We start from the raw sequence: 25,354 nt of genomic DNA on the forward strand, positions 1-25,354 counted from the left end.
TTCACGCCTCCGGCGGCGAGAAGACCACCAGGACCCGCAGGTCCTCGCTGATGTGGTGGAAGCGGTGCGGCTCCCCGGCCGGCACGTAGACCACGCTGCCGCGCGCGACCTGCGTGGTCTCGTCCCCGACGGTGATCGCGGCCCGGCCCGACACCACGAAGTACACCTCGTCCTGCCCGTGCGGCGACTGCGGGTCCAGTGCGCCCGCGTCGAGCGCGTACAAGCCCACCGACATGTTCCGTTCGCGCAGGAACTGGAGGTACGCCCCCTGGTTGGCGAGGCGCTCGGCCTCGAGTTCGTCCAGCCGGAATGCCTTCACTGCCGTTCGCCCCTGCCCTTTGCCCGATCGTCTCTGCCACGATCAGACACATGAAGAATTTCGTAGTCAAGACGCTCGTCAACGCGGGCGCCCTGGGAGCCGCCATCTGGTGGTTCCCAGGCATCACGCTGACCGGTGACGACGTGAGCACGGGCAAGGCGATCGGCACCCTGCTGCTCGTCGCCCTCGTCTTCGGCCTCGTCAACTTCCTGGTCAAGCCGATCGTGAAGCTGCTGACGCTGCCCCTCTTCATCCTGACCCTCGGCCTGATCACCCTGGTGGTCAACGCCCTGATGCTGCTGCTCACCTCGTGGCTGGCCGGCCAGTTCGACCTCAGCTTCCACGTGGACGGCTTCTGGACGGCCGTGGGCGGCGGCCTGGTCATCTCCGTCGTCTCCTGGGCGCTCAACGTGCTCCTCCCGGACGGCGACTGACCCGATCGCCATGACCTACCGCGTCTGCTTCGTCTGCACCGGCAACATCTGCCGCTCCCCGATGGCCGAGCACGTCTTCCGCGCGCGCGTGGAGGAGGCAGGCCTCGGCGGAGCGGTCGAGGTGGACAGCGCGGGCACGGGCGGGTGGCACGAGGGCGACGGTGCCGATCCGCGCACCGTCGCCGTCCTGGAGGAGCACGGCTACTCCTCCGGTCACACCGCCCGGCAGTTCCGCGCCTCCTGGTTCCCCGCCCTCGACCTGGTGGTCGCGCTCGACGAGGGCCACCTCCACGACCTCCGCCGCCTCGCCCGCACTCCCGACGAGGCGGCGAAGGTCCGGCTGCTCCGCTCGTACGACCCCGCCGCCGGGGACGCGCTCGACGTCCCCGACCCGTATTACGGCGGGTCCGCGGGCTTCGAGGAGTGCCTGGAGATGGTCGAGGCCGCGAGCGGGGGACTCCTCGACGCGATCCGGACCGCACTTCGGGGGAACGAACCGATGGAAAGGACCCCGTAACCCGTGAGCCCTCAGGAACAGCGCCACCCCGGCGACGACCCCGGCACCGTCTCCGGCAGCACCCCCGGCACCGCTCCCGGTGCCGCCTCCGACGGTCCCGGTCCCGGTGACGGGACGCTCGCCGTCCGGGCCGGGCTGCCCGACCCCGTGAAGCACGAACCGACCCTCCCGGGGCCCGTGTTCGCCGCCCACTTCCACCTGCCCGGCGACCCCACGGGCCCGTACACCTACGGCCGCGACGAGAACCCGACCTGGACCCACCTGGAACGGGCCCTCGGCACCCTGGAGGCGCCCGGGGAGCCCGGCGTCGAGACAGTCGTCTTCGCCTCAGGCATGGCCGCCGTCTCCGCCGTCCTCCTCTCCCAGCTGTCCGCCGGCGACGCCGTCGTCCTGCCGACCGACGGCTACCAGGCCCTGCCGCTGCTCCACGAGCAGCTGCGCGCGTACGGCATCGAGGTGCGCACCGCTCCGACCGGCGGCGACGCCCAGCTCGCCGTGCTCGAAGGCGCCAGGCTGCTGTGGATCGAGACCCCGTCCAACCCCGGGCTCGACGTCTGCGACATCCGCCGGATGGTCGCCGAGGCGCACGCCGCCGGGGTGCTCGTCGCCGTCGACAACACCCTCGCCACCCCGCTCGGCCAGCGCCCGCTGGAACTGGGTGCGGACTTCTCGGTCGCCAGCGACACCAAAGGCATGACCGGCCACGGCGACGTGCTGCTCGGCCACGTCGCCTGCCGCGACCCGCAGCGGGCCGCGGAGGTACGGCGCTGGCGCAAGATCGTCGGTGCGATCCCCGGCCCCATGGAGGCGTGGCTCGCCCACCGCTCGCTGGCCACCCTCCAGCTGCGGATCGACCGCCAGTGCGCCACCGCCCTGGAGCTGGCCCGGGTCCTCGCCGGCCACCCCGACGTCACCGGGCTGCGCCATCCCGGCCTCCCGGACGACCCCTCCCACGCGGTCGCCGCCCGGCAGATGCGCCGCTTCGGTTCGGTGGTCTCCTTCGAACTCGCCGACCGCGCGCGGGCCGAGCGTTTCCTGGAGGAACTGCGCCTGGTCGACGACGCCACCAGCTTCGGCGGGGTCCGCTCCTCGGCGGAGCGGCGCGGGCGCTGGGGCGGGGATGCCGTCGCGGAGGGCTTCATCCGCTTCTCGGTGGGTGCCGAGGACCCCGCGGACCTGATCGCCGACGTCCTGCGGGCCCTGGACGCGGCCCGGAAGGCCGGCTGACAAAGGCCGGCCCTGCGGGACGAACGGCCTGGCCGGGGGCTCGGACCGGGGCGCTCCGAGCCTCCCCCCTCGTGGCTCGGAACGCCCCCGCCCTCACGCGGAATCCGCCCGGACAAGGCTAGTTGACCGTGCGTCAGTGTCCAATCACGGGAGCGACAGCGGCCTATCGGCATATTTATAGTGGGTCGATTCCGCGATGGCGCGGTGCCGCGACGCCGGACGGCCGGCCGGGAGGGGCACACATGGACCTGGCGCTGCTCCGCACGTTCGTCACGGTGCACCGGGCCGGTTCCTTCACCCGCGCGGCGGCGCTCCTCGGTCTCTCCCAGCCCGCCGTCACCGGCCAGATCCGCACCCTGGAACGGCAGCTCGGCCGCCCGCTCTTCCTCCGGCAGGCCCGCGGCGTCACCCCGACCAGCATCGGCGACGAGCTGGCCCACCGGGCCGCCCCGCACCTGGACGCCCTGGTCGAGATCGCGGAGACCGGTCTCGACGCCGAGCGCGGGGCCCGCACCCTCCACGTGGCCGGTCCGCCGGAGTTCACCTCCCTGCGCGCCCTGCCCGCGCTCGCCCCGCTCGCCTCCCAGGGCCTCGCCCTGCGCGCCTCCTTCAGCGGCGACACGGAGGAGCTGCTCGACGGGCTCGCCGCCGGCCACCACGACCTGGTGTTCTCCACCGCCCGGCCGCGCGGCGGACTGCTCGCCGCCACCCCGCTCTGCGACGAGGAACTCGTCCTGGTCGCCTCCCCGCGCTGGGCCGCCCGGCTCTCCCCCGAGGTGCTGCTCTCCGCCGGCGCGGTGGTCCTGGAACAGCTCCCGGTGGTCGAGGTCCACGAGTCGATGCCCTTCGTCACCCGCTACTGGGCGGCCGTCTTCGAGTCCGGTCCGGCCGCGGCGGCCACCGTCATCGCCCCCGACCTGCGGGCCGTCCGGGAGACCGCGGCGGCCGGGGCGGGGCTGGCCGTCCTGCCCCGCCACCTCTGCGCGGAGGCGCTGGCGCGGGGACGGCTCGTGGCCCTGCTCGATCCGCCGGTCCCACCGCTGCGGACCTACTTCCTGGTGGTGCGCACGGGCACCCTCGCCCTGACCCACATCGCGCGGGCCCACGAGGAGCTGGTGCGGGCCGCGGGGGAGTGGTGAGTTTCAGCCCGGTGTGAACGGGCCATTTTCTTCCCATGACCGAACGGCCCGTGGTCAAGCGCACCGCACGCGCCATCCTGCTCGACGGAGACGACCTCATCCTCATCAAGCGCACCAAACCGGGGATGGATCCGTACTGGCTGACGCCTGGCGGCGGCGTCGAGCCCTCCGACCCCACCGTCGTCGACGCCCTGCACCGCGAGGTGCACGAGGAGCTCGGCGCCAAGATCGCCGACGTGGTCCCCTGTTTCGTCGACACCGTCGAGCACATCGTCGACGGCGGGGTCTCCGGCGTGAAGGTCCAGCACTTCTTCGTCTGCCGGCTGAAGTCGATGGACCTCCGGCAGCGGCACGGCCCCGAGATCGACGAACCCGTCGGCGAGTACGAGATCGTCCGGGTGCCCTTCAGCCGCGTCGGGATCGCCGCCGTCCACCTGGTGCCGCTCTCACTGCGCCACTACCTCGACGGCAACATCGAGGGCGTCCGCGCCATGCACGCTCCTGACCTCGGCTGACCCGGCCCCCACCACGGCGAGCTCGGCCGGGAAGTCGTGGCGGATCCGCTCCGTGGGGACGCCCGCGCCGCGGAGCACGTCGACGCCCTGCCGGACCATGCCCAGCGGGCCCGAGAGGTAGGCGTCCCGCCCGGTCCACGGCCCGGCCTCCCGGACCGCCTCGGGCAGCGGCCCCCTCGTCCCGGTGACGGGGTGGACCGCGAGCCACGGGAAGGTCTTCTGGAGCCTCAGCAGGGTGTCCATGTCGTAGAGGTCGTGGCCGCTGCGGGCGCCGTAGAACACGTCGACCTGCCGGCGGTCGCCGTGCTCGGCGACGTCCTCCACCAGCGCCCTGATCGGCGCGATGCCGGTCCCGCCGCCCAGGCAGAGCAGCCCGGTGTCGGTGGCGTGGTCGACCGTCATGGAACCGGCGGGCGGCCCGAGCCGGAGCACGTCCCCCGGCCGGGCCCGGTGCACCAGCGCCCGGGACACCCAGCCGGCCGGGACCGCCTTGACGTGGAGGGTGAGCAGGCCGTCCGGACGGGGCGCCGAGGCGAAGGAGTAGTGCCGCCACACGCGCGGCCACCACGGGGTCTCCAGCGTCGTGTACTGCCCGGCGAGGAAGGGATAGGGCGCGTCGGGCCGCAGGGTGAGCACCGCGACGTCGGAGGTCCGCAGGTCGTGCGAGACCACCTCGGCCTGCCACCAGGCCGGGGCCTTCGCCTCGTCCTCGCAGGCCGCGTCGATCATGATCTGCGAGATCGCCGTGTACGCCCGGACCCAGGCCGCCTCGCTCTCCGCGTCCCAGCTCCGCTCCGCGTACCGCGCGAGCGCGCCGATCAGGGCCTCGCCGACGGCCGGGTAGTGGGCGGCCTCCACGCCGTACTTCCGGTGCCCCCGGCCGAGGTGGCCCAGGTACGTGCCGAGGAACGCCCCGTCGTCCATCCGCTCGGCGACCGTGAGCAGCGCCTTGAGCAGGCGGTCCCGCTGGGTGTCCATCGCGGCCGGGAACAGCTCGCGCAGGGCCGGGTCCCGCACGAAGAGCAGGGCGTAGAAGTACGAGGTCACCTTGTCGGCGACCGGGGCGATCTCCTCAAGGGTGCGGCGGACGAGCACCGCATCGGGGGAGGGCTCCGTTATTCGGGCTCCCGTCCCGTCCGTCGTGCTGGTCGGACCATCCATCATGTGCCTCGCCTCAAGCAGCCGGCTTCCGTGCTCGCAGCATGGCGCCGCCCGCGGGGCTCCGGACGGAAAGCGGCGTTCTCGGGCCAAAGGGCCGGAGAGCGGACTAGGCTCCCCCCTTTCGGCCCCTCGGTCCGCCCGGAGGTCGTGTTTCACGTGAAACACGACCTCGAAGATCACGGGAAAACCCCTGGACGGACGCTCGCCCGGTCCGAAAGCCTGGTCCCCATGCCGATCTCCCCCTCCGCTCTCGCTCAGCTCCCCGTCCGACGCCTCACCGTCGCCGACCTCCTGGCCTGCGCCGACCTCTCCGAGAACCGCGGCTGGCTCCGCGAGGAGCACAAGTGGGGACTGCTCCTCAGCGCGGGCACCGGGTACGGCATCGACGACCCGGACGGCGACGGGCTGCTCGCCTGCTGCGTCGTCACCTCGTACGGCTCCGGCCCCGAGGGTCCCGAGCTCGCGGCCGTCGGCATGGTGCTCGTCGCCCAGCGGTACGCCCGCCGGGGTGTGGGACGGCGGCTGATGCGGCACGTCCTGGACGAGGCCGGGGAGACCCCGCTCACCCTCCACGCCACCGCGAACGGCCGGCCTCTCTACGAGGAGCTCGGCTTCGCCGAGATCGGCCGGGCCGAGATGGTGAAGGGCCGCTTCACCGGCGCCGTGCCCGCCCCGGACGTCGCGGTCCGCCCCGTCACGGCGGAGGACCTCCAGGAGGTGCTGCGACTCGACCGCGAGGTCTTCGGCCTCGACCGCACCCCGCTCATCACCCGCCTCCCGGCCTTCGCCGACCACCTGAGGGTCGCCGTCGAGGACGGCGCGATCATCGGCTTCGCCGCCGCCTGGCCCAACATGGACACCCACGTCGTCGGCCCGCTGATCGCCCGTGACACGGCCACCGCCCAGGCCCTCGTCGCCTCGCTGGGAGCCGCCACGAACCGTCCGCTCCGCACGGACGTCGACCTCCGCCACACCGAGCTGCTGGGCTGGCTCAAGGAGAACGGCCTGGACCCGGTCATCACCAACGCGGTGATGGTCCGCTCCCTCCCGGACCTCCCCGGCGACCTCGACCGGCGCTTCGCCCCGCTGACCGTCGCGGCGGGCTGACGTCCCGGGAAGTCCCTGGGCCGCGATAATTGCACACGCGCACTATTGCGGCCCATCGACTACCCTGGATCGCGACCAGCCCCCACGGCGTGGAGAGGGACGAGGAGAGACCATGACCGCGACGGACCCCGCCCTGACCGCGCTCGCCCAGCGCTGGTGCGCCCTCTCCCTGCTGCACGGCCGGATCGAGTCGCACATCGAGCGCGCGCTGGAGTCCGGCCACGGTCTGAGCGCCCGCGAGTACTCGCTCCTCGACGTCCTCAGCCGCCAGCACGACGGCCCCGGCGGACACCTCCAGATGAAGCAGGTGGCCGACGCCGTCGTCCTCAGCCAGAGTGCCACCACCCGCCTGGTCACGCGCCTGGAGGACCGGGGCCTGCTCACCCGCTACCTCTGTGCCACCGACCGGCGCGGCATCTACACCGACGTCACCGCGGCCGGCCAGGAACTCCTGGAGGAGGCCCGCCCCACCAACGACCGGGCCCTGCGCGAGGCCCTGGAAGAGGCCCGGAAGAACCCGGACCTGGCCCCGCTGGTCCAGGTCCTCGAAGGCGAGACCGCCTCCGTCTGACGGCCGTGCCGCCGTACGCTGCGGGCATGAGCGATCTTGAGATCCGCCCCGCCACCGCGGAGGACGTGCCCGCGATCGTCGCGATGCTCGCCGACGACCCCCTCGGTGCCCTGCGCGAGTCCCCGGACGACCCGGCACCGTACCTCTCCGCCTTCGCCCGGCTCGCGGAGGACCCGAACCAGCACCTCGTCGTGGCCACGCGCGGCGGGAAGGTCGTCGGCACGCTCCAGCTGACGATCGTCCCCGGCCTCTCCCGGCGCGGCGCCACCCGCTCGATCATCGAGGGGGTGCGCATCCACTCCGACGAGCGCGGCAGCGGTCTGGGCACCCGGCTCATCGAGTGGGCCGTCGAGGAGTCCCGCCGCCTGGAGTGCGTGCTGGTCCAGCTGACCTCCGACGTCACCCGCACCGACGCCCACCGCTTCTACGAGCGGCTCGGCTTCGAGGCGAGCCACGTGGGCTTCAAGCTGCCCCTCTGAGAGCCCGGCGGCCGGTTGCTCCGGCGGTGGCCCGTGTTTCACGTGAAACACGGGCCACCGAGCTCAGGCCGGGTCAGAGCCCGCGCCAGCCCCCCGCGTCCGTGCCGCCCGGAACCGCGTCCCCGGGCTCGTACGGCTCCCGCGTGAAGACGAAGGAGCCGAGGTCGAGGTGGCTGACGCCGCCGTCCGGACGCCGCACCACCCGGAGCGTCTCCCCCGCGTAGTAACCGTCCAGCCCGACCCAGCCCCCGCCGGGCAGCGCCCGGAAGCGAGCCCTGCGGCCGGCGCCCTTCAGCGGCTCCAGGACCACCCCGCGCTCCGCGCCGATCCGCAGGCCGTAGGAGTACGTCCCCCAGTACCAGGGACCGGTCAGCTCCAGGAGCTCCTGGTCGACCTCCGCCGCGGGCAGCGGCCGCCACGGCTCGGGGAGGCGCGGCTCGGCCTCCGCCACGATCCGTACGAGATCGGCGGCGACCACCCCGGTCGCCGGACCGCTCGTCGCGTTGGCCAGCGCGACGCCGACCAGGCCCTCCTCGACGTCGACCCAGATCCCGGCGACGAAGCCCGGCAGCGAACCCCCGTGCCCGATGAGCGTGCCGCCCTCCTTGTGGGCCACCTGGAGACCGAGGCCGTACCCCATCTGCGGGTCCCCCACGGCCGGTGGCCCCACGGGGACCCGCATCTCGGCGACGGTCGCGGCGCTCAGCACCCGGTCGTCGCCCTCCGCGAGGAAGAGGCCGAACCGGCAGAGGTCGGCGGCCGTCGACCACAGCTGCCCGGCCGGGGCCATCACCCCCAGGTCCTCGGAGGGCTCCGGCAGCATCACGTCCGCCCAGGGGTGCACGGCCCAGCCCGAGGCGTGCGGGGCCACCGGGCCCACCGTCGTCCGGTCCAGGCCCAGCGGTTCCAGGACCTCGGTGCGCAGCGCCTCCTCCCAGGACATCCCGCGCACCGCCTCGACCAGCGAGCCGAGCAGGGTGTAGCCGGGGTTGGAGTAGTGGAAGCTCCGGCCCGCCGGGTGCAGCACGGGCGCGTCCCCCAGGACGTCGGGGATCGCGGGCCGCGTGCTCCCCGGGGTCCGCTCCCACCAGGGCGACGGGGTCTCCGCCGCGAGCCCCGCCGTGTGGCCGAGCAGCTGGGCGACGGTCGCCTCGCCGACCCCCGTGCCCGGCAGGTGCTTCTCCAGCGGGTCGTCCAGGCCGAGCAGGCCCTCGTCCCGCAGCCGCAGGACGAGGACGGCGGTGAACACCTTGGTGATCGAACCGATCCGGTACTGCGTGTCGGCGTCCGGGGCGTGCCCGTCGACGCAACTGCGGGAACCGCTCCAGACCATCCCTCCCCCGCGCGCGACGGCGCCGACGAACGAGGGCGCGCGGCCCTCGCTCTGCGCGCGGGCCACGCGGTGCAGCAGGGAACGCTCGGTGGTGGACAGCAGGGCTTCGGAGGCTGAGGTCATGGACCTGATCATGCCCCGCCGCCCCGCCCGGGCACGATCAGGTCTGTGCCATGTCCACGAAGCGCGAGTAGTGGCCCTGGAAGGCGACGGTGATGGTGGCCGTGGGGCCGTTTCGGTGCTTGCCGACGATGATGTCGGCCTCGCCGGCGCGCGGGGACTCCTTCTCGTAGGCGTCCTCGCGGTGGAGCAGGATGACCATGTCGGCGTCCTGCTCGATCGAGCCGGACTCTCGCAGGTCGGAGACCATGGGCTTCTTGTCGGTTCGCTGCTCGGGACCACGGTTCAGCTGGGAGAGCGCGATCACCGGGAGCTCCAGCTCCTTGGCGAGGAGCTTGAGGTTTCGCGACATGTCGGAGACCTCCTGCTGACGGCTCTCCTGCCGCTTGGAGCCGCCGGACTGCATCAGCTGGAGGTAGTCGATGATCACGAGCTTGAGGCCGTTGCGCTGCTTGAGGCGGCGGCACTTGGCGCGGATCTCCATCATCGACAGGTTAGGGGAGTCGTCGATGTAGAGCGGGGCCTGGGAGACGTCGGGCATGCGGCGGGCGAGCCGGGTCCAGTCCTCGTCGGTCATCGTGCCGGAGCGCATGTGGTGCAGGGCGACGCGGGCCTCGGCCGAGAGCAGGCGCATCGCGATCTCGTTGCGGCCCATTTCGAGGGAGAAGATGACGCTGGGCAGGTTGTGCTTGATCGACGCGGCCCGGGCGAAGTCCAGGGCGAGGGTTGACTTACCCATGGCGGGACGGGCCGCGATGATGATCATCTGACCGGGGTGGAGTCCGTTGGTGAGCGAGTCGAGGTCGCTGAAGCCGGTGGGCACGCCGGTCATCTCGCCGCTGCGGGAGCCGATCGCCTCGATCTCGTCGAGCGCGCCCTCCATGATGTCGCCGAGCGGCAGGTAGTCCTCGGTGGTCCGCTGCTCGGTGACCTTGTAGATCTCCGCCTGGGCCGAGTTCACGATCTCGTCGACGTCGCCGTCGGCCGCGTATCCCATCTGCGTGATCTTGGTGCCGGCCTCGACGAGGCGGCGCAGCACGGCCCGCTCATGGACGATCTCCGCGTAGTACGAGGCGTTCGCCGCGGTCGGCACCGACTGGACGAGGGTGTGCAGGTAGGAGGCGCCGCCGACGCGGTTGATCTCGCCGCGCTTGGTGAGCTCGGCGCCGACCGTGATGGGGTCGGCGGGCTCGCCCTTGGCGTAGAGGTCGAGGATCGCGCCGAAGACGGTCTCGTGCGCGGGCTTGTAGAAGTCGTGGCCCTTGATGATCTCCACGACGTCGGCGATGGCGTCCTTGGAGAGCAGCATGCCGCCGAGGACGGACTGCTCGGCGTCGAGGTCCTGCGGGGGGACCCGCTCGAAGCCGGAGAGTCCGCCGTCCCAGGGGCCGTCGCTGCCGCGCTCGTGCTGTTCCTCGCGGCCCCGGCCGCGCCCGCGGCCCTCACCGCGCCCCTCACCGCGGCCCTCGCCCCGGGTGCGGACGGGCAGTCGGTCACTCGGCCCGCCGTCGGCCCAGGGGTCGTCCATGGGCTCGGGAACGCTCACCAGGCCACCTCTTCCCGTCCGCTCCGCGGACCTTGCCGCGCCACTCCTTCTTACGCCACGGCCTCGTTCAAAGAGTGGCTTTGCGTCCGCTTCTGGCGCGTCGGGCGCCGGTCCACGGTAGGGCCGCGAGAGGCATCCGCCAATCTGGTTATCCACAGGCCCTGTGGGTGAAGCCCCCAATGCTGTGGATAAGACGCCGGATCCTGTGCACGGACCGGGGGACAGGCATGTGGACAAACTCATAGCCCTCTCCCACCTACCGCCCTGACCTGCGGTTTTTCCATCCACGGGCTGTGGGGGAGAAAAACTTTCACAGCTGAGTCCCGATCAGAACAAACAGCCCACACCCGAAGCCCCGATCCCTTCAAAAGTAAGGATCACAGACGCATTGCATGTCTTACCTGTGGACATTAGATTGGCCACATGACCCAGGCCCCCACGACCGCCAAGGCGGCACTGCGCCGGCACGACCGCGAGATCCTCTCCCTCGCCCTGCCGGCCTTCGGCGCCCTCGTCGCCGAACCGCTCTTCCTCATGGTGGACAGCGCCATCGTGGGACACCTCGGCACCCCCCAGCTCGCGGGCCTCGCCATCGCGGGGACCCTGCTCTCCACCGCCGTCAGCGTCTTCGTCTTCCTCGCCTACGCCACCACGGCCGCCGTCGCCCGGCGGGTCGGCGCGGGCGACCTGCCCGCCGCCCTCCGCCAGGGCATCGACGGCATCTGGCTGGCCCTGCTCCTCGGCATCGCCGTCGCCGCGGTCACCCTGCCCGCCGCCCCCTGGCTGGTCGAGGCCCTCGGCGCCTCCGACACCGCGGCCCCCCACGCCACCACGTACCTGCGGATCTCCCTGCTGGGCATCCCCGCGATGCTGATCGTGCTGGCCGCCACCGGAGTGCTGCGCGGCCTCCAGGACACCCGCACCCCGCTCTACGTCGCCATCGGCGGCTTCGCGGCCAACGGCGCCCTCAACCTCGGCCTGGTCTACGGGGCCGGGCTCGGCGTCGCGGGCTCCGCCTGGGGAACCGTCATCGCCCAGTGCGGCATGGCCGCCGCGTACCTCGTCGTGGTCGTCCGGGGCTCCCGGCGGCACGGGGTCCCGCTCCGGCCCGACGCGTCCGGCATCCGGGCCTCCGCCCAGGCCGGCGCCCCGCTGCTGGTCCGCACGCTCTCGCTGCGCGCCGTCCTGCTGCTCGCCACCGCCGTCGCCGCACGCCTGGGCGACACCGAGGTCGCGGCCCACCAGATCGTCATCTCCCTGTGGAACCTGATGGCCTTCGCCCTGGACGCCATCGCCATCGCGGGCCAGGCCATCATCGGCCGCTACCTGGGCGCCGACGACGCCGAGGGGGCCCGCCGGGTCTGCCGCCGGATGATCCAGTGGGGCGTGGTCTCCGGCGTGGTCCTCGGGCTCCTGCTCGTCCTGACCAGCCCGCTCTTCGTCCCGCTCTTCACCGGCGACCCCGCCGTCCGCTCCACCCTGTTGCCGGCCCTGCTCATCGTGGCGCTCTCCCAGCCGATCTCCGGAGTCGTCTTCATCCTCGACGGCGTCCTCATGGGCGCGGGCGACGGCCCCTACCTCGCCCGGGCGATGCTGATCACACTGGCGGTCTTCGCGCCCGTCGCCCTGCTCGTGCCGGTCCTCGGCGGCGGTCTGGCCGCGCTCTGGTGGGCGATGACGCTGATGATGACGGTCCGGATGGCCACGCTCTGGTTCCGGATGCGCTCCGGCCGCTGGATCGTCACCGGCGCCACCCGCTGACCGGCCCGGGGCCCGAGCTCGCGCCCGTACCCCCGCCTCCGCTCCGCCCCCACCCGCGCTCGGGCCCGGCCCGGACGCCCGCGCCCCTGTTTCACGTGAAACAGCGGAAGGGCCGCCCCCTGACGGGAACGACCCTTCCTTCTGCGAAACGCAGAACTGCTGAGAGCAGCGTTACGCGGCGACGACCTCGACGCCGAGCTTCGCGGCGACCTCGGGGTGCAGACGCACGAGCACCTGGTGCGAGCCCAGGGTCTTGATCGGCGAACCGAGCTCGACGCGACGCTTGTCGACCTCGGGGCCACCGGCGGACTTGATCGCCGTGGCGACGTCGGCCGGGGTCACGGAGCCGAAGAGACGGCCGGCGTCGCCGGAGCGAACGGCCAGACGGACCTTCGTGCCCTCGAGCTTGGCCTTGATCTCGTTGGCCTGCTCGATGGTCGCGATCTCGTGGATCTTGCGGGCGCGGCGGATCTGCGCCACGTCCTTCTCGCCGCCCTTGGTCCAGCGGATCGCGAAACCGCGCGGGACCAGGTAGTTGCGAGCGTAGCCGTCCTTGACCTCGACGACGTCGCCGGCCGCACCGAGGCCGGAGACTTCCTGGGTGAGGATGATCTTCATTTTTCGGTCACCCTTCCCTTATCGCGCGGTGGACGTGTAGGGCAGCAGCGCCATCTCACGGCTGTTCTTGACGGCCGTGGCGACGTCACGCTGGTGCTGCGTGCAGTTGCCGGTCACGCGGCGGGCACGGATCTTGCCGCGGTCGGAAATGAACTTCCGCAGCATGTTCGTGTCCTTGTAGTCCACGTAAGCGGTCTTGTCCTTGCAGAAAGCGCAGACCTTCTTCTTAGGCTTGCGCACAGGCGGCTTCGCCATGGTGTTTCTCCTGTGTGATCAAGAAGTGGGGATACGAGCTGCTTCCGGGTCCTGCCTGGGAGGGCAGTGCCTAGAAGGGGGGCTCGTCCGAGTAGCCGCCGCCACCGCCGCCGGAGTTTCCACCCCAGCCGCCGCCCCCGCCGGCCTGCTGGCCGCCGGAGGAGGGACCGCCGGTGGCCCAGGGGTCGTCGGAGGAGGCTCCGCCGCCCTGCTGGCCGCCGCCGCCGGAGTTTCCACCCCAGCCGCCGCCGCCCTGCTGGCCACCGCCGCCGCCGAAGCCGCCGCCGCCACCCTGACCGCCGCGGCCGGTGGTCTTGGTGACCTTGGCCGTGGCGTTGCGCAGGCTGGGACCGACCTCTTCGACGTCGAGCTCGAAGACCGTGCGCTTGACGCCCTGGTTGTCCTCGTAGGACCGCTGCTTCAGACGGCCCTGCACGACGACGCGCATGCCGCGCTGGAGGGACTCGGCGACGTTCTCCGCCGCCTGACGCCAGACCGAGCAGGTCAGGAAGAGGCTCTCGCCGTCCTTCCACTCGTTGGTCTGGCGGTCGAAGGTGCGGGGAGTGGACGCGACGCGGAACTTCGCGACCGCCGCACCGGACGGGGTGAAGCGCAGCTCGGGGTCGTCGACGAGATTGCCGACGACCGTGATGACGGTCTCGCCTGCCATGGGTGAACCTCTCGGCGGGATTGCTTCTGGCTGCTAGCTGCTACTCGGACCCGATTGCCTCTGAGCGGAAGCTCAGTGGGTCTCGGGACGGAGGACCTTGGTCCGGAGGACCGACTCGTTCAGGTTCATCTGGCGGTCGAGCTCCTTGACGACCGCAGGCTCGGCCTGCAGGTCGATGACCGAGTAGATGCCCTCGGGCTTCTTCTTGATCTCGTACGAGAGACGACGACGGCCCCAGGTGTCGACCTTCTCGACCTTTCCGTTGCCCTCACGGACGACGGAGAGGAAGTTCTCGATCAGGGGGGCGACAGCGCGCTCCTCCAGATCGGGGTCGAGGATGACCATCACCTCGTAGTGACGCATGTGGAACCCACCTCCTTTGGACTCAGCGGCCACGGTCGTTCCGTGGCAGGAGGGTCGTGATGCGTGAGCGACGGCTTGCCAGCTGGCAGGACCAGGGCAGACACCGGCGCAGACCGTACAGAGTACCTGCACATCGCCTTCCGGTTGAAATCCGGTGGGGAGGGGACGCAATCTGTACACATCGGACGTCGGCGGCGCTAGGATGCGCCGCCCTCCGCACGGCACGCCAGGAGGTGCCCCATGGCACAGGCAATGCGACCCGACCCCGGCCACTCCCTCTTCGCCACCGACGGCAAGCCGCACCCGCTCCAGGACACCCTGCTCGCGGTGACCCTGGCGCTGGGCGTCCTGTCCTTCGTCACGGCGCAGTTCCACAACCTGCACCTGCTCAGTTCGTGGTCGGGCCTGATCGGCATCCTGACCGGGGCCTACGGACAGTTCATCTCCGTCACCACCCGGGAACGCTTCTTCCTGATCATCGGCCTCGGCGCCTCGGCGGTGGGCTTCTTCCTCGGGATGGCCCACGGCGGGCTCTTCGGGGGCGTGATCAGCTGACGCCGGCCCGGCGGACGGCCGGCGCCGAGGACGGCCTCCGGCCGCCGCCGGGCACGTCAGGGCCACCGCGGCCCTCCGGGGCGCTCCCCGGTCGCAGTAGGCTTCGGCGCGAGAGCCGGAGCCCCTGACCGATGGGGACACACCTGCCGAGGAGCGCCCCGCATGAGCCTGACCCTGAGGACCATCAGCCGAGAGCAGCATCTGGCGTACATCCAGACCCTGCCCGGCGCGAGCCACTGCCAGGTCCCGGCGTGGGCTGACGTGAAGACCGAATGGCGCTCGGAGAACCTCGGCTGGTTCGACAAGAGCGGCGAGCTCGTCGGCGTCGGTCTGGTGCTCTACCGCCAGCTCCCCAAGCTCAAGCGCTACCTGGCCTACCTCCCCGAGGGCCCGGTCATCAACTGGCACGCCCCCAACCTCGACGAGTGGCTCCAGCCGATGCTGGCCCACCTCAAGCAGCAGGGCGCCTTCTCCGTGAAGATGGGCCCCCCGGTCGTCATCCGCCGCTGGGACGCGGCCGCGATCAAGTCCGGCATCCAGGACCCGGACGTCAAGCGCCTCAAGGACGTGCAGGCCACCGAGGTCGTGCCGCAGGCCTTCGAGGTCGCCGACCGGCTGCGGAAGATGGGCTGGCAGCAGGCCGAGGACGGCGGCGCCGGCTTCGGCGACGTGCAGCCCCGCTACGTCTTCCAGGTCCCGCTGGCGAACCGCTCGCTCGACGACGTCCTCAAGGGCTTCAACCAGCTGTGGCGCCGCAACATCAAGAAGGCCGAGAAGGCCGGCGTCGAGGTCGTCCAGGGCGGTTACGAGGACCTCGCCGAGTGGCAGCGCCTGTACGAGATCACCGCGGTCCGCGACAAGTTCCGGCCGCGCCCGCTCTCGTACTTCCAGCGCATGTGGACCGTCCTCAACAACGAGGACCCCAATCGGATGCGCCTCTACTTCGCCCGCCACAACGGCGTGAACCTGTCCGCGGCGACCATGCTCGTCGTCGGCGGCCACGTCTGGTACTCGTACGGCGCCTCCGACAACATCGGCCGCGAGGTGCGCCCCTCCAACGCCATGCAGTGGCGGATGCTCCGCGACGCGTACGCGATGGGCGCCACCGTCTACGACCTGCGCGGCATCTCCGACTCGCTCGACGAGACCGACCACCTCTTCGGCCTGATCCAGTTCAAGGTCGGCACCGGCGGCGAGGCCGTGGAGTACGTCGGCGAGTGGGACTTCCCGCTGAACAAGCTGCTCCACAAGGCGCTGGACATCTACATGTCGCGCCGCTGACGCTCCGCGCGGGGCTTGCGTAACCTCGTAGTCCCACGCATAGCTCCGCGAGTCTCGTACACACCTGCGAAACCCCCCACCGCAGCCATCAGAAAGGTTCCGGGCCGGCCATGGCGCTCTCCCTCTACGTCGACACCGCTCGCTGGCGGGCGCACCAGAAGACCGTGATCGACCAGTTCCCCGGTCTGATCCCGGTCTGCAAGGGCAACGGCTACGGCTTCGGCCACGAGCGGCTCGCCGAGGAGGCGGCCCGGATCGGCGCCGACATGCTCGCGGTGGGGACCACGTACGAAGCCGCCCGGATCAAGGACTGGTTCGGCGGCGACCTGCTGGTCCTCACGCCGTTCCGGCGCGGCGAGGAGCCGGTGCCGCTGCCCGACCGGGTCGTCCGCTCCGTGTCCTCCGTGGACGGCGTGCACGCCCTGGTGGGCGCCCGCGTCGTCATCGAGGTCATGAGCTCGATGAAGCGGCACGGCGTCCGCGAGGAGGAGCTGGGGCTGCTCGCCTCCGCCATCGAGGACGTGCGCCTGGAGGGCTTCGCCCTGCACCTGCCGCTCGACCGCCCGGACGGCACGGACGCCGTCGAGGAGGTCATCGCCTGGATGGACCGGCTGCGCGCCGCCCGGCTGCCGCTGCACACCATGTTCGTGAGCCACCTGCGGGCCGAGGAGCAGGCCCGGCTCCAGCAGCAGTTCCCGCAGACCCGCTTCCGCGCCCGGATCGGCACCCGGCTCTGGCTGGGCGACCACGAGGCCACGGAGTACCGCGGCTCGGTCCTGGACGTCACCCGGGTCGCCAAGGGCGACCGCTTCGGCTACCGCCAGCAGAAGGCCGCCTCGGACGGCTGGCTGGTCGTGGTCGCCGGCGGCACCTCGCACGGCGTGGGCCTGGAGGCCCCGAAGGCGATGCACGGCGTGATGCCGCGCGCCAAGGGCGTGGCCCGGGCCGGTCTGGCCACGGTCAACCGGAACCTGTCGCCGTTCGTCTGGGCGGGCAAGCAGCGCTGGTTCGCCGAGCCGCCGCACATGCAGGTGTCGATCCTCTTCGTGCCGGCCGACGCGCAGGAGCCGCGGGTCGGCGACGAGCTGGTGGCGCACCTGCGGCACACCACGACGCAGTTCGACCGGCTCGTGGAGCGCTGAGCCGGCCGCACCGCCGTCGGGACGTCACCCCCGGGAGCCCTCGGCCCCGGGGGTTCCCCATGTCACCAGGAGCTCCTGCCCGCCGTCCTCGGCCGCCGGCGCCGCGTGCCGGGCCGGGTGGGCGGCCCCGCCCACCACGAAGACGTCCGGGGCGCCGTCCAGGACCCCTCCGGAGGGGTCGTCGGACCCGTCGCGCCGCACCGGGTCCTTCTCGGGCGCCAGGACGTCCCGTACGACCACGGCGCACAGGTACAGCGTGCCCAGCAGGTGCAGCACGATCGCGAAGTGGTAGCCGTCCAGCGGCAGGCCCTGCTTGCTGCCGCTGCCGGTGTAGGCGAGGTACATCCAGATGCCGAGGTAGTACAGGACCTCGCAGGACTGCCAGATCAGGAAGTCGCGCCAGCGCGGCCGGGCGAGCGCGGCGAGCGGCACCAGCCACAGCACGTACTGCGGCGAGTAGACCTTGTTGGTCAGGACGAACGCGGCGACCATCAGGAACGCCAGCTGCGCCAGGCGGGGCCTGCGGGGGGCGGCGAGGGCCAGCCAGCCGAGGCCGCCGGCGGCCAGGGCCAGGAGCAGCAGCGCGTACAGGTTGGCCCGCTCGGGCGGGATGGTCTGTCCGGCGCGCTGGCTGACGAGCAGCCAGACCGAGCCGAAGTCCACGTTCCGGTCGCGGCTGAACAGGTAGAACTGCTTCCAGCCCGAGGGGGCGAGGAGCATCACCGGCAGGTTCACCACCAGCCAGGAGCCCACCGCGCCGAGCAGCGCCGTGACGAACTCCCGACGCTTCCCGGCCCGCTGGCACAGCAGCAGCAGCGGCCAGAGCAGCAGCACCGGGTAGAACTTGGCGGCGACGGCGAGACCGAGCAGGACACCGGTGGCGAGCGGCCGGGAGCGGGCCCACATCAGGAGCGCGGCCGAGGTGAGGGCGACGGCCAGCAGGTCCCAGTTGATCGTGGCGGTCAGGGCCACGGCGGGCGCCAGGGCGACCAGCAGGCCGTCCCAGGGACGGTTGCGGTGCGTCCGGGCCACGCAGACGGCGAGGACGGCCGCGCAGATCATCAGCAGACCGGCGTTGACCAGCCAGTACGCCTGCTCCTGCTCCTCGAGTCGGCCGCCGGGCGTCAGCCAGGCCGCCACCTCCATGAAGAGCCCCGTCAGGACGGGGTACTCCAGGAACGGTATGTCGCCGGAGATCCGGTCGAAGTAGGGCACCAGGCCGTCGGCGAAGCCGCGCCCGGCGAAGAGGTGCGGGATGTCCGAGTAACAGGCGTGCGTGTACTGGGAGGTGGTGCCGCGGAACCAGGCCCAGTTGTAACAGGGCAGCTTCTGCACCATGCCGAGGGCAAACATGCCGATGGCCACGAGCGCGATCACCCGGACCGGGGTGAACTGCCCGCTCGCGGGCCCGGTGCCGGGCAGCGCGCGGCGCCCGTAGCGGCCGCCGAGGAACTCACTGCCCGCGGCGGCCACCTCGTCGCGCCGGGTGGGGGCGACGGTGGGCGGCTCGCCCCCGCGCGGTCCGTCCGGCGCCGCGGGCCCGTCCAGGGGGCCGCTCGTCTTCTTCAGGCTCGGCATGGGGGACATCCTGCCGTACGGCCCTGGGAATCCGGCCCGACCCGGTCGGGAAAGACGGGCCGCTGCGATCGGGAAGGGCGACCCGCTCCGGTCGGAAAAGGCGGAGGGCCGCCGCGTACGTCACGTACGCGGCGGCCCTCCGCCTCGCCGGGGTCCCGTCCCTCGGGCCGGGCCCCGGCCGCCTCAGTCGAAGAGGCTCCCGCTTCCGGTGGATCCGTCGGTCGGCGTGCTGCCGCCGCTGCCGCCGGAACCGTTGCCGTTGCCGTTGCCGCCAGTGCCGGATCCGCCCGGTTCCGTCGTCGGATCGGTCGGTTGCGTCGGCAGGCCGGTGTCCGTCGGTGTCGGATCGGTCGGCTGTCCGGTGTTGCCGCCGTCGTTTCCGCCGCCGCCCGTGTTGTCGCACCACCAGATGCTGCACGTGCTCTTGTCGGGCTTCGGGTCCTTGGTCGGCGTCGGCCGGCCCGTGTCGGTCGGCGTCGGCGGGGGCGTCGTCGTCGGCGCCGTGGTGGCCGTCTCGGTCGGGGTCGCCGTCTCGGTCGGGGTCGCGGTGGCCGTCGGGGTCGGCGTGGCGCCGCCGCCGTAGACCGCGCGGGCGTCCGGCAGCTTCTCCGGCTCCGGGAACTCCTCGACCGGCATGCCCTCGACGGCGTCCGTCATGTAGTCGTTCCAGATCTGGGACGGGAAGGACGAACCGTGGATCGTCCGCTGACCGCCCGTGCCGTACATCGACTCGAACTCGCGGCCTTCCTTGGTCTCGTCGTCGTCGAAGCGGTACATGTCGATCGCGGTCGCCAGCTGCGGGGTGTAGCCCACGAACCAGGCGGACATGTTGTCGTCGGTGGTACCGGTCTTGCCGGCCACCTGACGGCCCGGGATGGCGGCGTTCTTGCCGGTGCCGCCCTTGTCCTCGACGACGCTGCGCAGCACGTCGGTGACGTTGGACGAGATCGCGGAGGAGAACGCCTGCTGGGCGGCCGCCTTGTGCTCGTAGATGACCTGGCCGTTCTTGACGACCTTGGTCACCGAGTACGGCTCGTTGCGCGCGCCCTCGTTGGCGAAGGTGGCGTAGGCGCCGGCCATGCGGATGGCGCTCGGGCTGGAGATGCCGAGGGAGAACGAGGGGACCTCGCCCTTCACCAGGGAGCTGGGGAGCAGGCCGGCGTCGACGGCCGCCTCACGCACCTTGTCGATGCCGACGTCCATGCCCAGCTGCACGAAGGGGGAGTTGGCGGAGACGACCATGGCCTTGCGGAGGCTGATCTGGCCGTAGCTGGTGTCGCCCTCGTTGTTCTGCAGCCACTCCTCGCCCTTCTCGTTGTGCCAGATCTCCCCGTTGTACTTGCGGACCTTGTAGTCGTCCTTGCCGTTGTAGCGGCTCTTGTCGGGGTCGACGAGGGTGCGCATGGAGGCGTCCTGCGTGGCGGGGCCCTTCGGGTCGCGCACGCCGTCCTTCATCGCGGCGGCGAGCACGAAGGGCTTGAAGGTCGAGCCCACCTGGGCGCCGGTGGTGTCGGCGTTGTTGGTGTAGTGCTTGGTGGCGTCCTGGCCGCCGTAGAGCGCGACGACTGCACCGGTCTTGACGTCGATGGAAGCGCCGCCGAACTCGACGTTGGTGTCCTCCTTGGGACGCTTCTTCTCGTCGATGTACTCGTCGTAGACCTTCTTGACCGACTTCTCCATGTCGGCCACCTTCTTCTTGTCGAAGGTGGTGTGGATCTCGTAGCCGCCCAGCTCCAGCGCTTCCTTGCTGATGTCGTACTTGCTGGCGAAGTTGTTCTTGGCGGTGGCGACGAGGTAGCCGATCTGGCCGGTCAGCTGGGCGTCGGCCTTGCGGGCCTTGATCTTGGGGAGCTGGGTGTACTTCGCCCGTTCGGCGGCCGGGATCTTGCCGTCCTTGACCATCTCGTCGAGGATCCAGCCCCAGCGCTTGGTGAGGCGGGCCAGGTTGTTCTGGGCCGTGGCCTCGGGGTCGACGTCCGGGTAGCCGGCCGGGTCGAAGTAGGTGGCGCCCTTGAGCACGGAGGCGAGCACCGCCGACTCGGAGGCGTTGAGGTGCTTGGCGTCCTTGTCGAAGTACGCGCGGGACGCGGCCTGGATGCCGTACGCGCCGCGGCCGTAGTACGAGGTGTTGAGGTACCCGGCCAGGATGTCGTTCTTCTCGACCTCGTTGCCGACCTTGATGGAGATGAAGAGTTCCTTCACCTTCCGGGACAGCGTCTGCGACTGGTCGTCGAGGAGGCCGTTCTTCACGTACTGCTGGGTGATGGTCGAGCCGCCCTGGGTCTGACCGCCCTTGGCCATGTTCCACACGGCGCGGCCGATGCCCATGGGGTCGACGCCCCAGTCGTCGCGGAAGGTCTTGTTCTCGGCCGAGATCACGGCCTCCTGCATGACCTGCGGGATCTGGTCGATGCCGATGATCTGGCGGTTCTGTCCGGCGCCGGTGGCGACCATCCGGGAGCCGTCGGCCCAGTAGTAGATGTTGTTCTGGGAGGTCGCCGTGTCGGCCACCTTGGGGATGCCCACCTTCGAGTACGCGAAGACCGCGCCGCCCATGAGGAGCGCGAAGAAGACCAGGAAGGTGCCCGTGACGAGCTTCCAGGACGGCATCCAGCGACGCCAGCCGTCCTTGTCGTGGCGCGGGTAGTCGATCATCCGCTTCTTGCCGGGCGGACGGCCGCCGGGGCCGCCGCCGCGTCCACCGCCGCCACCGCCCCCTCCACGACGGCCACCGCCGCCGGGACCGCTCGGTCCGCCGGGGCCGGCCGCGGGCGCGCGGCGGCGACCGCTCCGCTGGGCGGCGCGCCGGGCCTCCGCGCGTCCGCCGTACGGACGTGCCTCCTCCCCGTGGGACGCCTCGGATCCGTACGAACCGGACGACCCGTACGAGTCCGGGGACCCGTACGAGCCGGACGACCCGTAGGGTGCCGGCGATCCGTACGGGGGAGTCCCCGTACCGGTGTCATGGGCCTGGGCCGGCCTGCGGCCCGGCTGCTGGGCGGCGCGTCGTGCCGCCGCGCGGCCGCCCGACGGCGGCTCCTGCGACGGCATCCTGCGACGGTGCTCGCTCATCGAACGACTACTCCTCGGGCAGGCGCGTACGCCTGGAAGCGGCAGTTGAGTTCCGGTCCCCCCGAAATGCGCACGACCGGAGCCCATCGGAGGCCCCTTTCGTATCGCAGCCGGTCACCCGCTGCACTGACGCCCCAGCGCGGCTCCTGGTTCCCGGTGGTGTGCATGCCGCACAGACTACGCACGGCCAAAACCCCTCTTGCGCCGGAGTTCACCCCAAATCAGGCAAGTCGCACGCTGTGAATTGACGATGTGACGCCGGTCACGGCACCCCCACTTGTCCGACCTCTCGGGCCGTTCTATCGTGCAGATGTATCGAGTCGATACATCAGGACGGCATAAGGGTTTCCGGACACGGGTTTCCGGACGCAGGCCCCGCGACGAAGGAGGCGACACGTGAGCAGGCGCTCCGGCATCCTCGAATTCGCCGTGCTCGGCCTGCTGCGCGAAGCCCCCATGCACGGCTACGAGCTGCGCAAGCGCCTCAACACCTCGCTCGGCATCTTCCGGGCGTTCAGCTACGGCACGCTCTACCCCTGCCTCAAGACGCTCGTCGCCAGCGGCTGGTTGATCGAGGAGCCCGGCAGCGCCCCCGAGGAGGCACTCGCCTCGTCACTCGCAGGACGCCGGGCCAAGATCGTCTACCGGTTGACGCCGGAGGGTAAGGAGCACTTCGAAGAGCTCCTCTCCCACACCGGCCCCGACGCCTGGGAGGACGAGCACTTCGCCGCCCGCTTCGCGTTCTTCGGCCAGACCGAGCGCGAGGTGCGGATGCGGGTCCTGGAGGGCCGCCGCAGCCGGCTGGAGGAGCGCCTGGAGAAGATGCGCGCCTCGCTGGCCCGGACCCGCGAACGACTCGACGACTACACGCTTGAGCTCCAGCGCCACGGAATGGAGTCCGTGGAGCGCGAAGTGCGCTGGCTGAACGAGCTCATCGAGAGCGAGCGGGCGGGCCGCGACCAGCGGCCCGACACCGGCGCTCCGCACGACAACGATTCTGGAGAGACGGGCGGCCTGCCCCGGCACGGGGGCAGTACCCGGCCGGATCCGTCCGACGACACCACCAAGTGAAACCCTGCGCCAGCAGGGCTTCCACGATCACACAGGGAGCAACCGGAATGGGTTCGGTTCGCGTAGCCATCGTCGGCGTGGGCAACTGCGCCGCCTCGCTGGTGCAGGGCGTCGAGTACTACAAGGACGCCGACCCGGCGACCAAGGTGCCCGGCCTGATGCACGTCCAGTTCGGCGAGTACCACGTCGGTGACGTCGACTTCGTCGCCGCCTTCGACGTCGACGCGAAGAAGGTCGGCCTCGACCTCTCCGACGCCATCGGCGCCAGCGAGAACAACACCATCAAGATCTGCGACGTCCCGAACAAGGGCGTCACGGTCCAGCGCGGCCACACCCTCGACGGTCTCGGCAAGTACTACCGCCAGACCATCGAGGAGTCCGCCGAGGAGCCGGTCGACGTCGTCCAGATCCTCAAGGACCGTCAGGTCGACGTCCTCGTCTGCTACCTGCCCGTCGGTTCCGAGGACGCGGCGAAGTTCTACGCCCAGTGCGCCATCGACGCCAAGGTCGCCTTCGTCAACGCCCTCCCGGTCTTCATCGCCGGCACCAAGGAGTGGGCCGACAAGTTCACCGAGGCCGGTGTCCCGATCGTCGGCGACGACATCAAGTCGCAGGTCGGCGCCACCATCACGCACCGCGTGATGGCGAAGCTCTTCGAAGACCGCGGTGTCCGCCTCGAGCGCACGATGCAGCTCAACGTCGGCGGCAACATGGACTTCAAGAACATGCTGGAGCGCGAGCGCCTCGAGTCCAAGAAGATCTCGAAGACGCAGGCCGTCACCTCGCAGATCCCGGACCGCGAGCTGGGCGAGAAGAACGTCCACATCGGCCCGTCCGACTACGTCGCGTGGCTCGACGACCGCAAGTGGGCGTACGTCCGCCTCGAGGGCCGCGCCTTCGGCGACGTCCCGCTGAACCTGGAGTACAAGCTCGAGGTCTGGGACTCCCCGAACTCGGCCGGCGTCATCATCGACGCCCTGCGCGCCGCGAAGATCGCCAAGGACCGCGGCATCGGCGGCCCGATCCTCTCCGCGTCGAGCTACTTCATGAAGTCCCCGCCGGTGCAGTACTTCGACGACGAGGCCCTGGCCAACGTCGAGAAGTTCATCAAGGGCGAGGTCGAGCGCTGACCCGCGAGGTCCTGCGCCTCACCTGACGAGGGTCCCCGCGGCACTGCCCGGGGACCCTCGCCGTATGTGAGTCTTGCTGCCATGTCCGTCGCACGTGATCTGCGCGTCCTGCTGCGCCTGCGCGACTTCCGGCACCTGCTCGCCGTCCGGCTGCTCTCCCAGTGCGCCGACGGTGTCTACCAGGTCGCCCTGGCCACGTACGTCGTCTTCTCCCCCGAGAAGCAGACCTCCCCCGCGGCCATCGCCTCCGCCATGGCGGTGCTCCTCCTGCCGTACTCCCTCGTCGGCCCCTTCGCCGGAGTCCTCCTCGACCGCTGGCAGCGCCGCCAGGTCTTCCTCCACGGGAACCTGCTCCGCGCCCTGCTCGCCGCCGGGACCGCCGTGCTGATGCTCGCCTCCGTGCCGGACTGGCTCTTCTACGCCTCCGCCCTCTCCGTCACGGCCGTCAACCGCTTCGTCCTCGCGGGGCTCTCCGCCGCCCTGCCCCGGGTCGTCGACGAGGAACGGCTCGTCGTCGCCAACTCGCTCTCACCCACCGCCGGCACCCTCGCCGCCACCCTCGGCGGCGGACTCGCCTTCGGCATCCGGCTGACCGCCGACGGCTCCGACGCCGCCGTGGTCGTCTCCGGCGCCGCCCTCTACCTCTGCGCCGCCCTCGCCTCGCTGCGGATCCCCCGTGCGCTGCTCGGCCCCGACCCCGGCCCGGTGCCGCCCCGGTTCTCCGCGGCGCTCGCCTCCACCGCCCGGGGGCTCGCCGCCGGACTCCGCCACCTCGCCGCGCACCGGCCCGCCGCCCGCGCGCTCACCGCGGTCGGACTGATGCGCTTCTGCTACGGCGCCCTGCTCGTCACCGTGCTCATGCTCTGCCGGTACGCCTGGAGCTCCACCGAGTCCGAGGGGCTGGGACTGCTGGGGATCGCCGTCGCCGCCTCGGGCGCCGGGTTCTTCGCGGCCGCCGTCCTCTCGCCCTGGGCAGTGGGACGGTTCGGCCCCTTCGGCTGGATGGTCCGGTGCTCGGCCGCGGCGGCCGTCCTCGTCCCGGCGCTCGCCCTGCCCTTCGCGCCCGCGCCCTTCCTCGTCGCCGCCTTCGTCCTCGGCCTGATCACCCAGGGCGCGAAGATCGCGACCGACACCGTGGTGCAGACGAACGTGGACGACGCCTACCGCGGCCGGGTCTTCTCCCTCTACGACGTGCTGTTCAACGTCGCCTTCGTGGCGGCCGCCGGGATCGCCGCCCTGATGCTGCCGCCCGACGGTCGCTCCCAGCTGCTGATCGTGCTGGTGGCCGCCGGGTACGCGGCCATCGCCCTGCTGCTGCGCGGCGGGCGGGACTCCCGGTGATGTTTCACGTGAAACACCGGCCGGGGTGTTTCACGTGAAACATGGGCGC

Annotated in this window: 25 protein-coding genes; 15 read left to right on the forward strand and 10 right to left on the reverse strand. The window is 71.4% G+C overall.

Annotated features, from left to right (window positions below; translation table 11 throughout):
* Position 1: 1 nt before the first annotated feature.
* Positions 2 to 319, reverse strand: a complete 318-nt coding sequence (locus IE326_RS12035; protein ID WP_150229636.1) for a cupin domain-containing protein — start codon at positions 317 to 319, stop codon at positions 2 to 4.
* A gap of 50 nt (positions 320 to 369) precedes the next feature.
* Here IE326_RS12035 and IE326_RS12040 point away from each other — a divergent pair, with 50 nt between their 5' ends.
* From IE326_RS12040 to IE326_RS12060, 5 genes are all read left to right on the forward strand, one after another.
* The gene (locus IE326_RS12040) at positions 370 to 753 is read left to right on the forward strand and encodes a phage holin family protein (protein ID WP_150229634.1); all 384 of its coding nucleotides are present in this window, start codon (positions 370 to 372) and stop codon (positions 751 to 753) included.
* Between the two features lie 10 nt (positions 754 to 763).
* Entirely contained in the window at positions 764 to 1,270 is a 507-nt protein-coding gene (locus IE326_RS12045; RefSeq protein WP_150229632.1) for a low molecular weight protein-tyrosine-phosphatase, read from the forward strand.
* A 3-nt stretch (positions 1,271 to 1,273) separates the two neighbouring features.
* Positions 1,274 to 2,497 (forward strand): cystathionine gamma-lyase, encoded by a 1,224-nt coding sequence (locus IE326_RS12050; protein WP_190041500.1) that lies wholly within the window; start codon positions 1,274 to 1,276, stop codon positions 2,495 to 2,497.
* Positions 2,498 to 2,739: 242 nt separating this feature from the next.
* Complete coding sequence (locus IE326_RS12055; protein WP_190041501.1) at positions 2,740 to 3,636, forward strand: LysR family transcriptional regulator; 897 nt, start codon at positions 2,740 to 2,742, stop codon at positions 3,634 to 3,636.
* A 35-nt stretch (positions 3,637 to 3,671) separates the two neighbouring features.
* A complete protein-coding gene (locus tag IE326_RS12060) occupies positions 3,672 to 4,151 on the forward strand; it encodes an NUDIX domain-containing protein (RefSeq protein WP_190041502.1) in 480 nt (159 codons plus the stop codon).
* On the opposite strand, the gene IE326_RS12065 is transcribed toward IE326_RS12060, so the two are convergent.
* Positions 4,083 to 5,492, reverse strand: coding sequence for a globin domain-containing protein (locus IE326_RS12065; protein WP_444545373.1), 1,410 nt, complete (start codon positions 5,490 to 5,492; stop codon positions 4,083 to 4,085). The two genes, IE326_RS12060 and IE326_RS12065, sit on opposite strands and share 69 nt — an antisense overlap.
* A 48-nt stretch (positions 5,493 to 5,540) precedes the next feature.
* Here IE326_RS12065 and IE326_RS12070 point away from each other — a divergent pair, with 48 nt between their 5' ends.
* The 3 genes from IE326_RS12070 (at position 5,541) to IE326_RS12080 (ending at position 7,469) form a co-directional block, all read left to right on the forward strand.
* Positions 5,541 to 6,419, forward strand: a complete 879-nt coding sequence (locus IE326_RS12070; RefSeq protein ID WP_190041504.1) for a GNAT family N-acetyltransferase — start codon at positions 5,541 to 5,543, stop codon at positions 6,417 to 6,419.
* A gap of 112 nt (positions 6,420 to 6,531) precedes the next feature.
* Positions 6,532 to 6,990 (forward strand): MarR family winged helix-turn-helix transcriptional regulator, encoded by a 459-nt coding sequence (locus IE326_RS12075; protein ID WP_150229620.1) that lies wholly within the window; start codon positions 6,532 to 6,534, stop codon positions 6,988 to 6,990.
* 26 nt (positions 6,991 to 7,016) lie between these two features.
* Positions 7,017 to 7,469 carry a GNAT family N-acetyltransferase gene (locus IE326_RS12080; protein WP_150229618.1) on the forward strand — a complete coding sequence of 151 codons (453 nt, stop codon included), beginning with the start codon at positions 7,017 to 7,019 and terminating at the stop codon, positions 7,467 to 7,469.
* Between the two features lie 73 nt (positions 7,470 to 7,542).
* Here the strand turns inward: IE326_RS12080 and IE326_RS12085 are convergent, their stop codons facing one another.
* The gene (locus tag IE326_RS12085; RefSeq protein ID WP_190041505.1) at positions 7,543 to 8,925 is read right to left on the reverse strand and encodes a serine hydrolase domain-containing protein; all 1,383 of its coding nucleotides are present in this window, start codon (positions 8,923 to 8,925) and stop codon (positions 7,543 to 7,545) included.
* Between the two features lie 37 nt (positions 8,926 to 8,962).
* Positions 8,963 to 10,450, reverse strand: a complete 1,488-nt coding sequence (gene dnaB, locus IE326_RS12090; RefSeq protein WP_150232879.1) for a replicative DNA helicase — start codon at positions 10,448 to 10,450, stop codon at positions 8,963 to 8,965.
* Between the two features lie 441 nt (positions 10,451 to 10,891).
* On the opposite strand from dnaB, the gene IE326_RS12095 reads away from it, so the two are divergent.
* Positions 10,892 to 12,229 (forward strand): MATE family efflux transporter, encoded by a 1,338-nt coding sequence (locus IE326_RS12095; RefSeq protein ID WP_190041506.1) that lies wholly within the window; start codon positions 10,892 to 10,894, stop codon positions 12,227 to 12,229.
* 171 nt (positions 12,230 to 12,400) lie between these two features.
* On the opposite strand, the gene rplI is transcribed toward IE326_RS12095, so the two are convergent.
* From rplI to rpsF, 4 genes are all read right to left on the reverse strand, one after another.
* Positions 12,401 to 12,847, reverse strand: a complete 447-nt coding sequence (gene rplI / locus IE326_RS12100) for a 50S ribosomal protein L9 (RefSeq protein WP_030753898.1) — start codon at positions 12,845 to 12,847, stop codon at positions 12,401 to 12,403.
* An 18-nt stretch (positions 12,848 to 12,865) separates the two neighbouring features.
* A complete protein-coding gene (rpsR, locus tag IE326_RS12105) occupies positions 12,866 to 13,102 on the reverse strand; it encodes a 30S ribosomal protein S18 (protein ID WP_005315025.1) in 237 nt (78 codons plus the stop codon).
* Positions 13,103 to 13,172: 70 nt separating this feature from the next.
* Entirely contained in the window at positions 13,173 to 13,772 is a 600-nt protein-coding gene (locus IE326_RS12110) for a single-stranded DNA-binding protein (RefSeq protein WP_150229612.1), read from the reverse strand.
* A 72-nt stretch (positions 13,773 to 13,844) separates the two neighbouring features.
* A complete protein-coding gene (gene rpsF, locus IE326_RS12115) occupies positions 13,845 to 14,135 on the reverse strand; it encodes a 30S ribosomal protein S6 (protein WP_005482942.1) in 291 nt (96 codons plus the stop codon).
* A 240-nt stretch (positions 14,136 to 14,375) separates the two neighbouring features.
* On the opposite strand from rpsF, the gene IE326_RS12120 reads away from it, so the two are divergent.
* The 3 genes from IE326_RS12120 to IE326_RS12130 all read left to right on the forward strand — a co-directional run bounded on the left by IE326_RS12120 (position 14,376) and on the right by IE326_RS12130 (position 17,113).
* Positions 14,376 to 14,690 carry a hypothetical protein gene (locus tag IE326_RS12120; protein WP_150229610.1) on the forward strand — a complete coding sequence of 105 codons (315 nt, stop codon included), beginning with the start codon at positions 14,376 to 14,378 and terminating at the stop codon, positions 14,688 to 14,690.
* 162 nt (positions 14,691 to 14,852) lie between these two features.
* Positions 14,853 to 15,971 carry a lipid II:glycine glycyltransferase FemX gene (locus IE326_RS12125; protein WP_150229608.1) on the forward strand — a complete coding sequence of 373 codons (1,119 nt, stop codon included), beginning with the start codon at positions 14,853 to 14,855 and terminating at the stop codon, positions 15,969 to 15,971.
* Positions 15,972 to 16,081: 110 nt separating this feature from the next.
* A complete protein-coding gene (locus IE326_RS12130; protein WP_150229607.1) occupies positions 16,082 to 17,113 on the forward strand; it encodes an alanine racemase in 1,032 nt (343 codons plus the stop codon).
* 24 nt (positions 17,114 to 17,137) lie between these two features.
* Here the strand turns inward: IE326_RS12130 and IE326_RS12135 are convergent, their stop codons facing one another.
* Both IE326_RS12135 and IE326_RS12140 read right to left on the reverse strand, forming a co-directional pair.
* A complete protein-coding gene (locus IE326_RS12135; RefSeq protein ID WP_229915304.1) occupies positions 17,138 to 18,691 on the reverse strand; it encodes a glycosyltransferase family 87 protein in 1,554 nt (517 codons plus the stop codon).
* 183 nt (positions 18,692 to 18,874) lie between these two features.
* Positions 18,875 to 21,763 carry a transglycosylase domain-containing protein gene (locus tag IE326_RS12140; protein WP_190041508.1) on the reverse strand — a complete coding sequence of 963 codons (2,889 nt, stop codon included), beginning with the start codon at positions 21,761 to 21,763 and terminating at the stop codon, positions 18,875 to 18,877.
* Positions 21,764 to 22,159: 396 nt separating this feature from the next.
* Between IE326_RS12140 and IE326_RS12145 the strand changes: the two genes are divergently transcribed.
* The 3 genes from IE326_RS12145 (at position 22,160) to IE326_RS12155 (ending at position 25,305) form a co-directional block, all read left to right on the forward strand.
* Positions 22,160 to 22,834 (forward strand): PadR family transcriptional regulator, encoded by a 675-nt coding sequence (locus tag IE326_RS12145; protein WP_150229601.1) that lies wholly within the window; start codon positions 22,160 to 22,162, stop codon positions 22,832 to 22,834.
* 47 nt (positions 22,835 to 22,881) lie between these two features.
* Positions 22,882 to 23,964 (forward strand): inositol-3-phosphate synthase, encoded by a 1,083-nt coding sequence (locus IE326_RS12150; protein WP_150229599.1) that lies wholly within the window; start codon positions 22,882 to 22,884, stop codon positions 23,962 to 23,964.
* An 81-nt stretch (positions 23,965 to 24,045) separates the two neighbouring features.
* Positions 24,046 to 25,305, forward strand: a complete 1,260-nt coding sequence (locus IE326_RS12155) for an MFS transporter (RefSeq protein WP_190041509.1) — start codon at positions 24,046 to 24,048, stop codon at positions 25,303 to 25,305.
* The last annotated feature ends 49 nt before the right edge of the window (positions 25,306 to 25,354 follow it).

Origin of the sequence: Streptomyces filamentosus (assembly GCF_014654895.1) — a bacterium.
In the GTDB taxonomy this organism is placed as follows: Bacteria; Actinomycetota; Actinomycetes; order Streptomycetales; family Streptomycetaceae; genus Streptomyces; species Streptomyces filamentosus.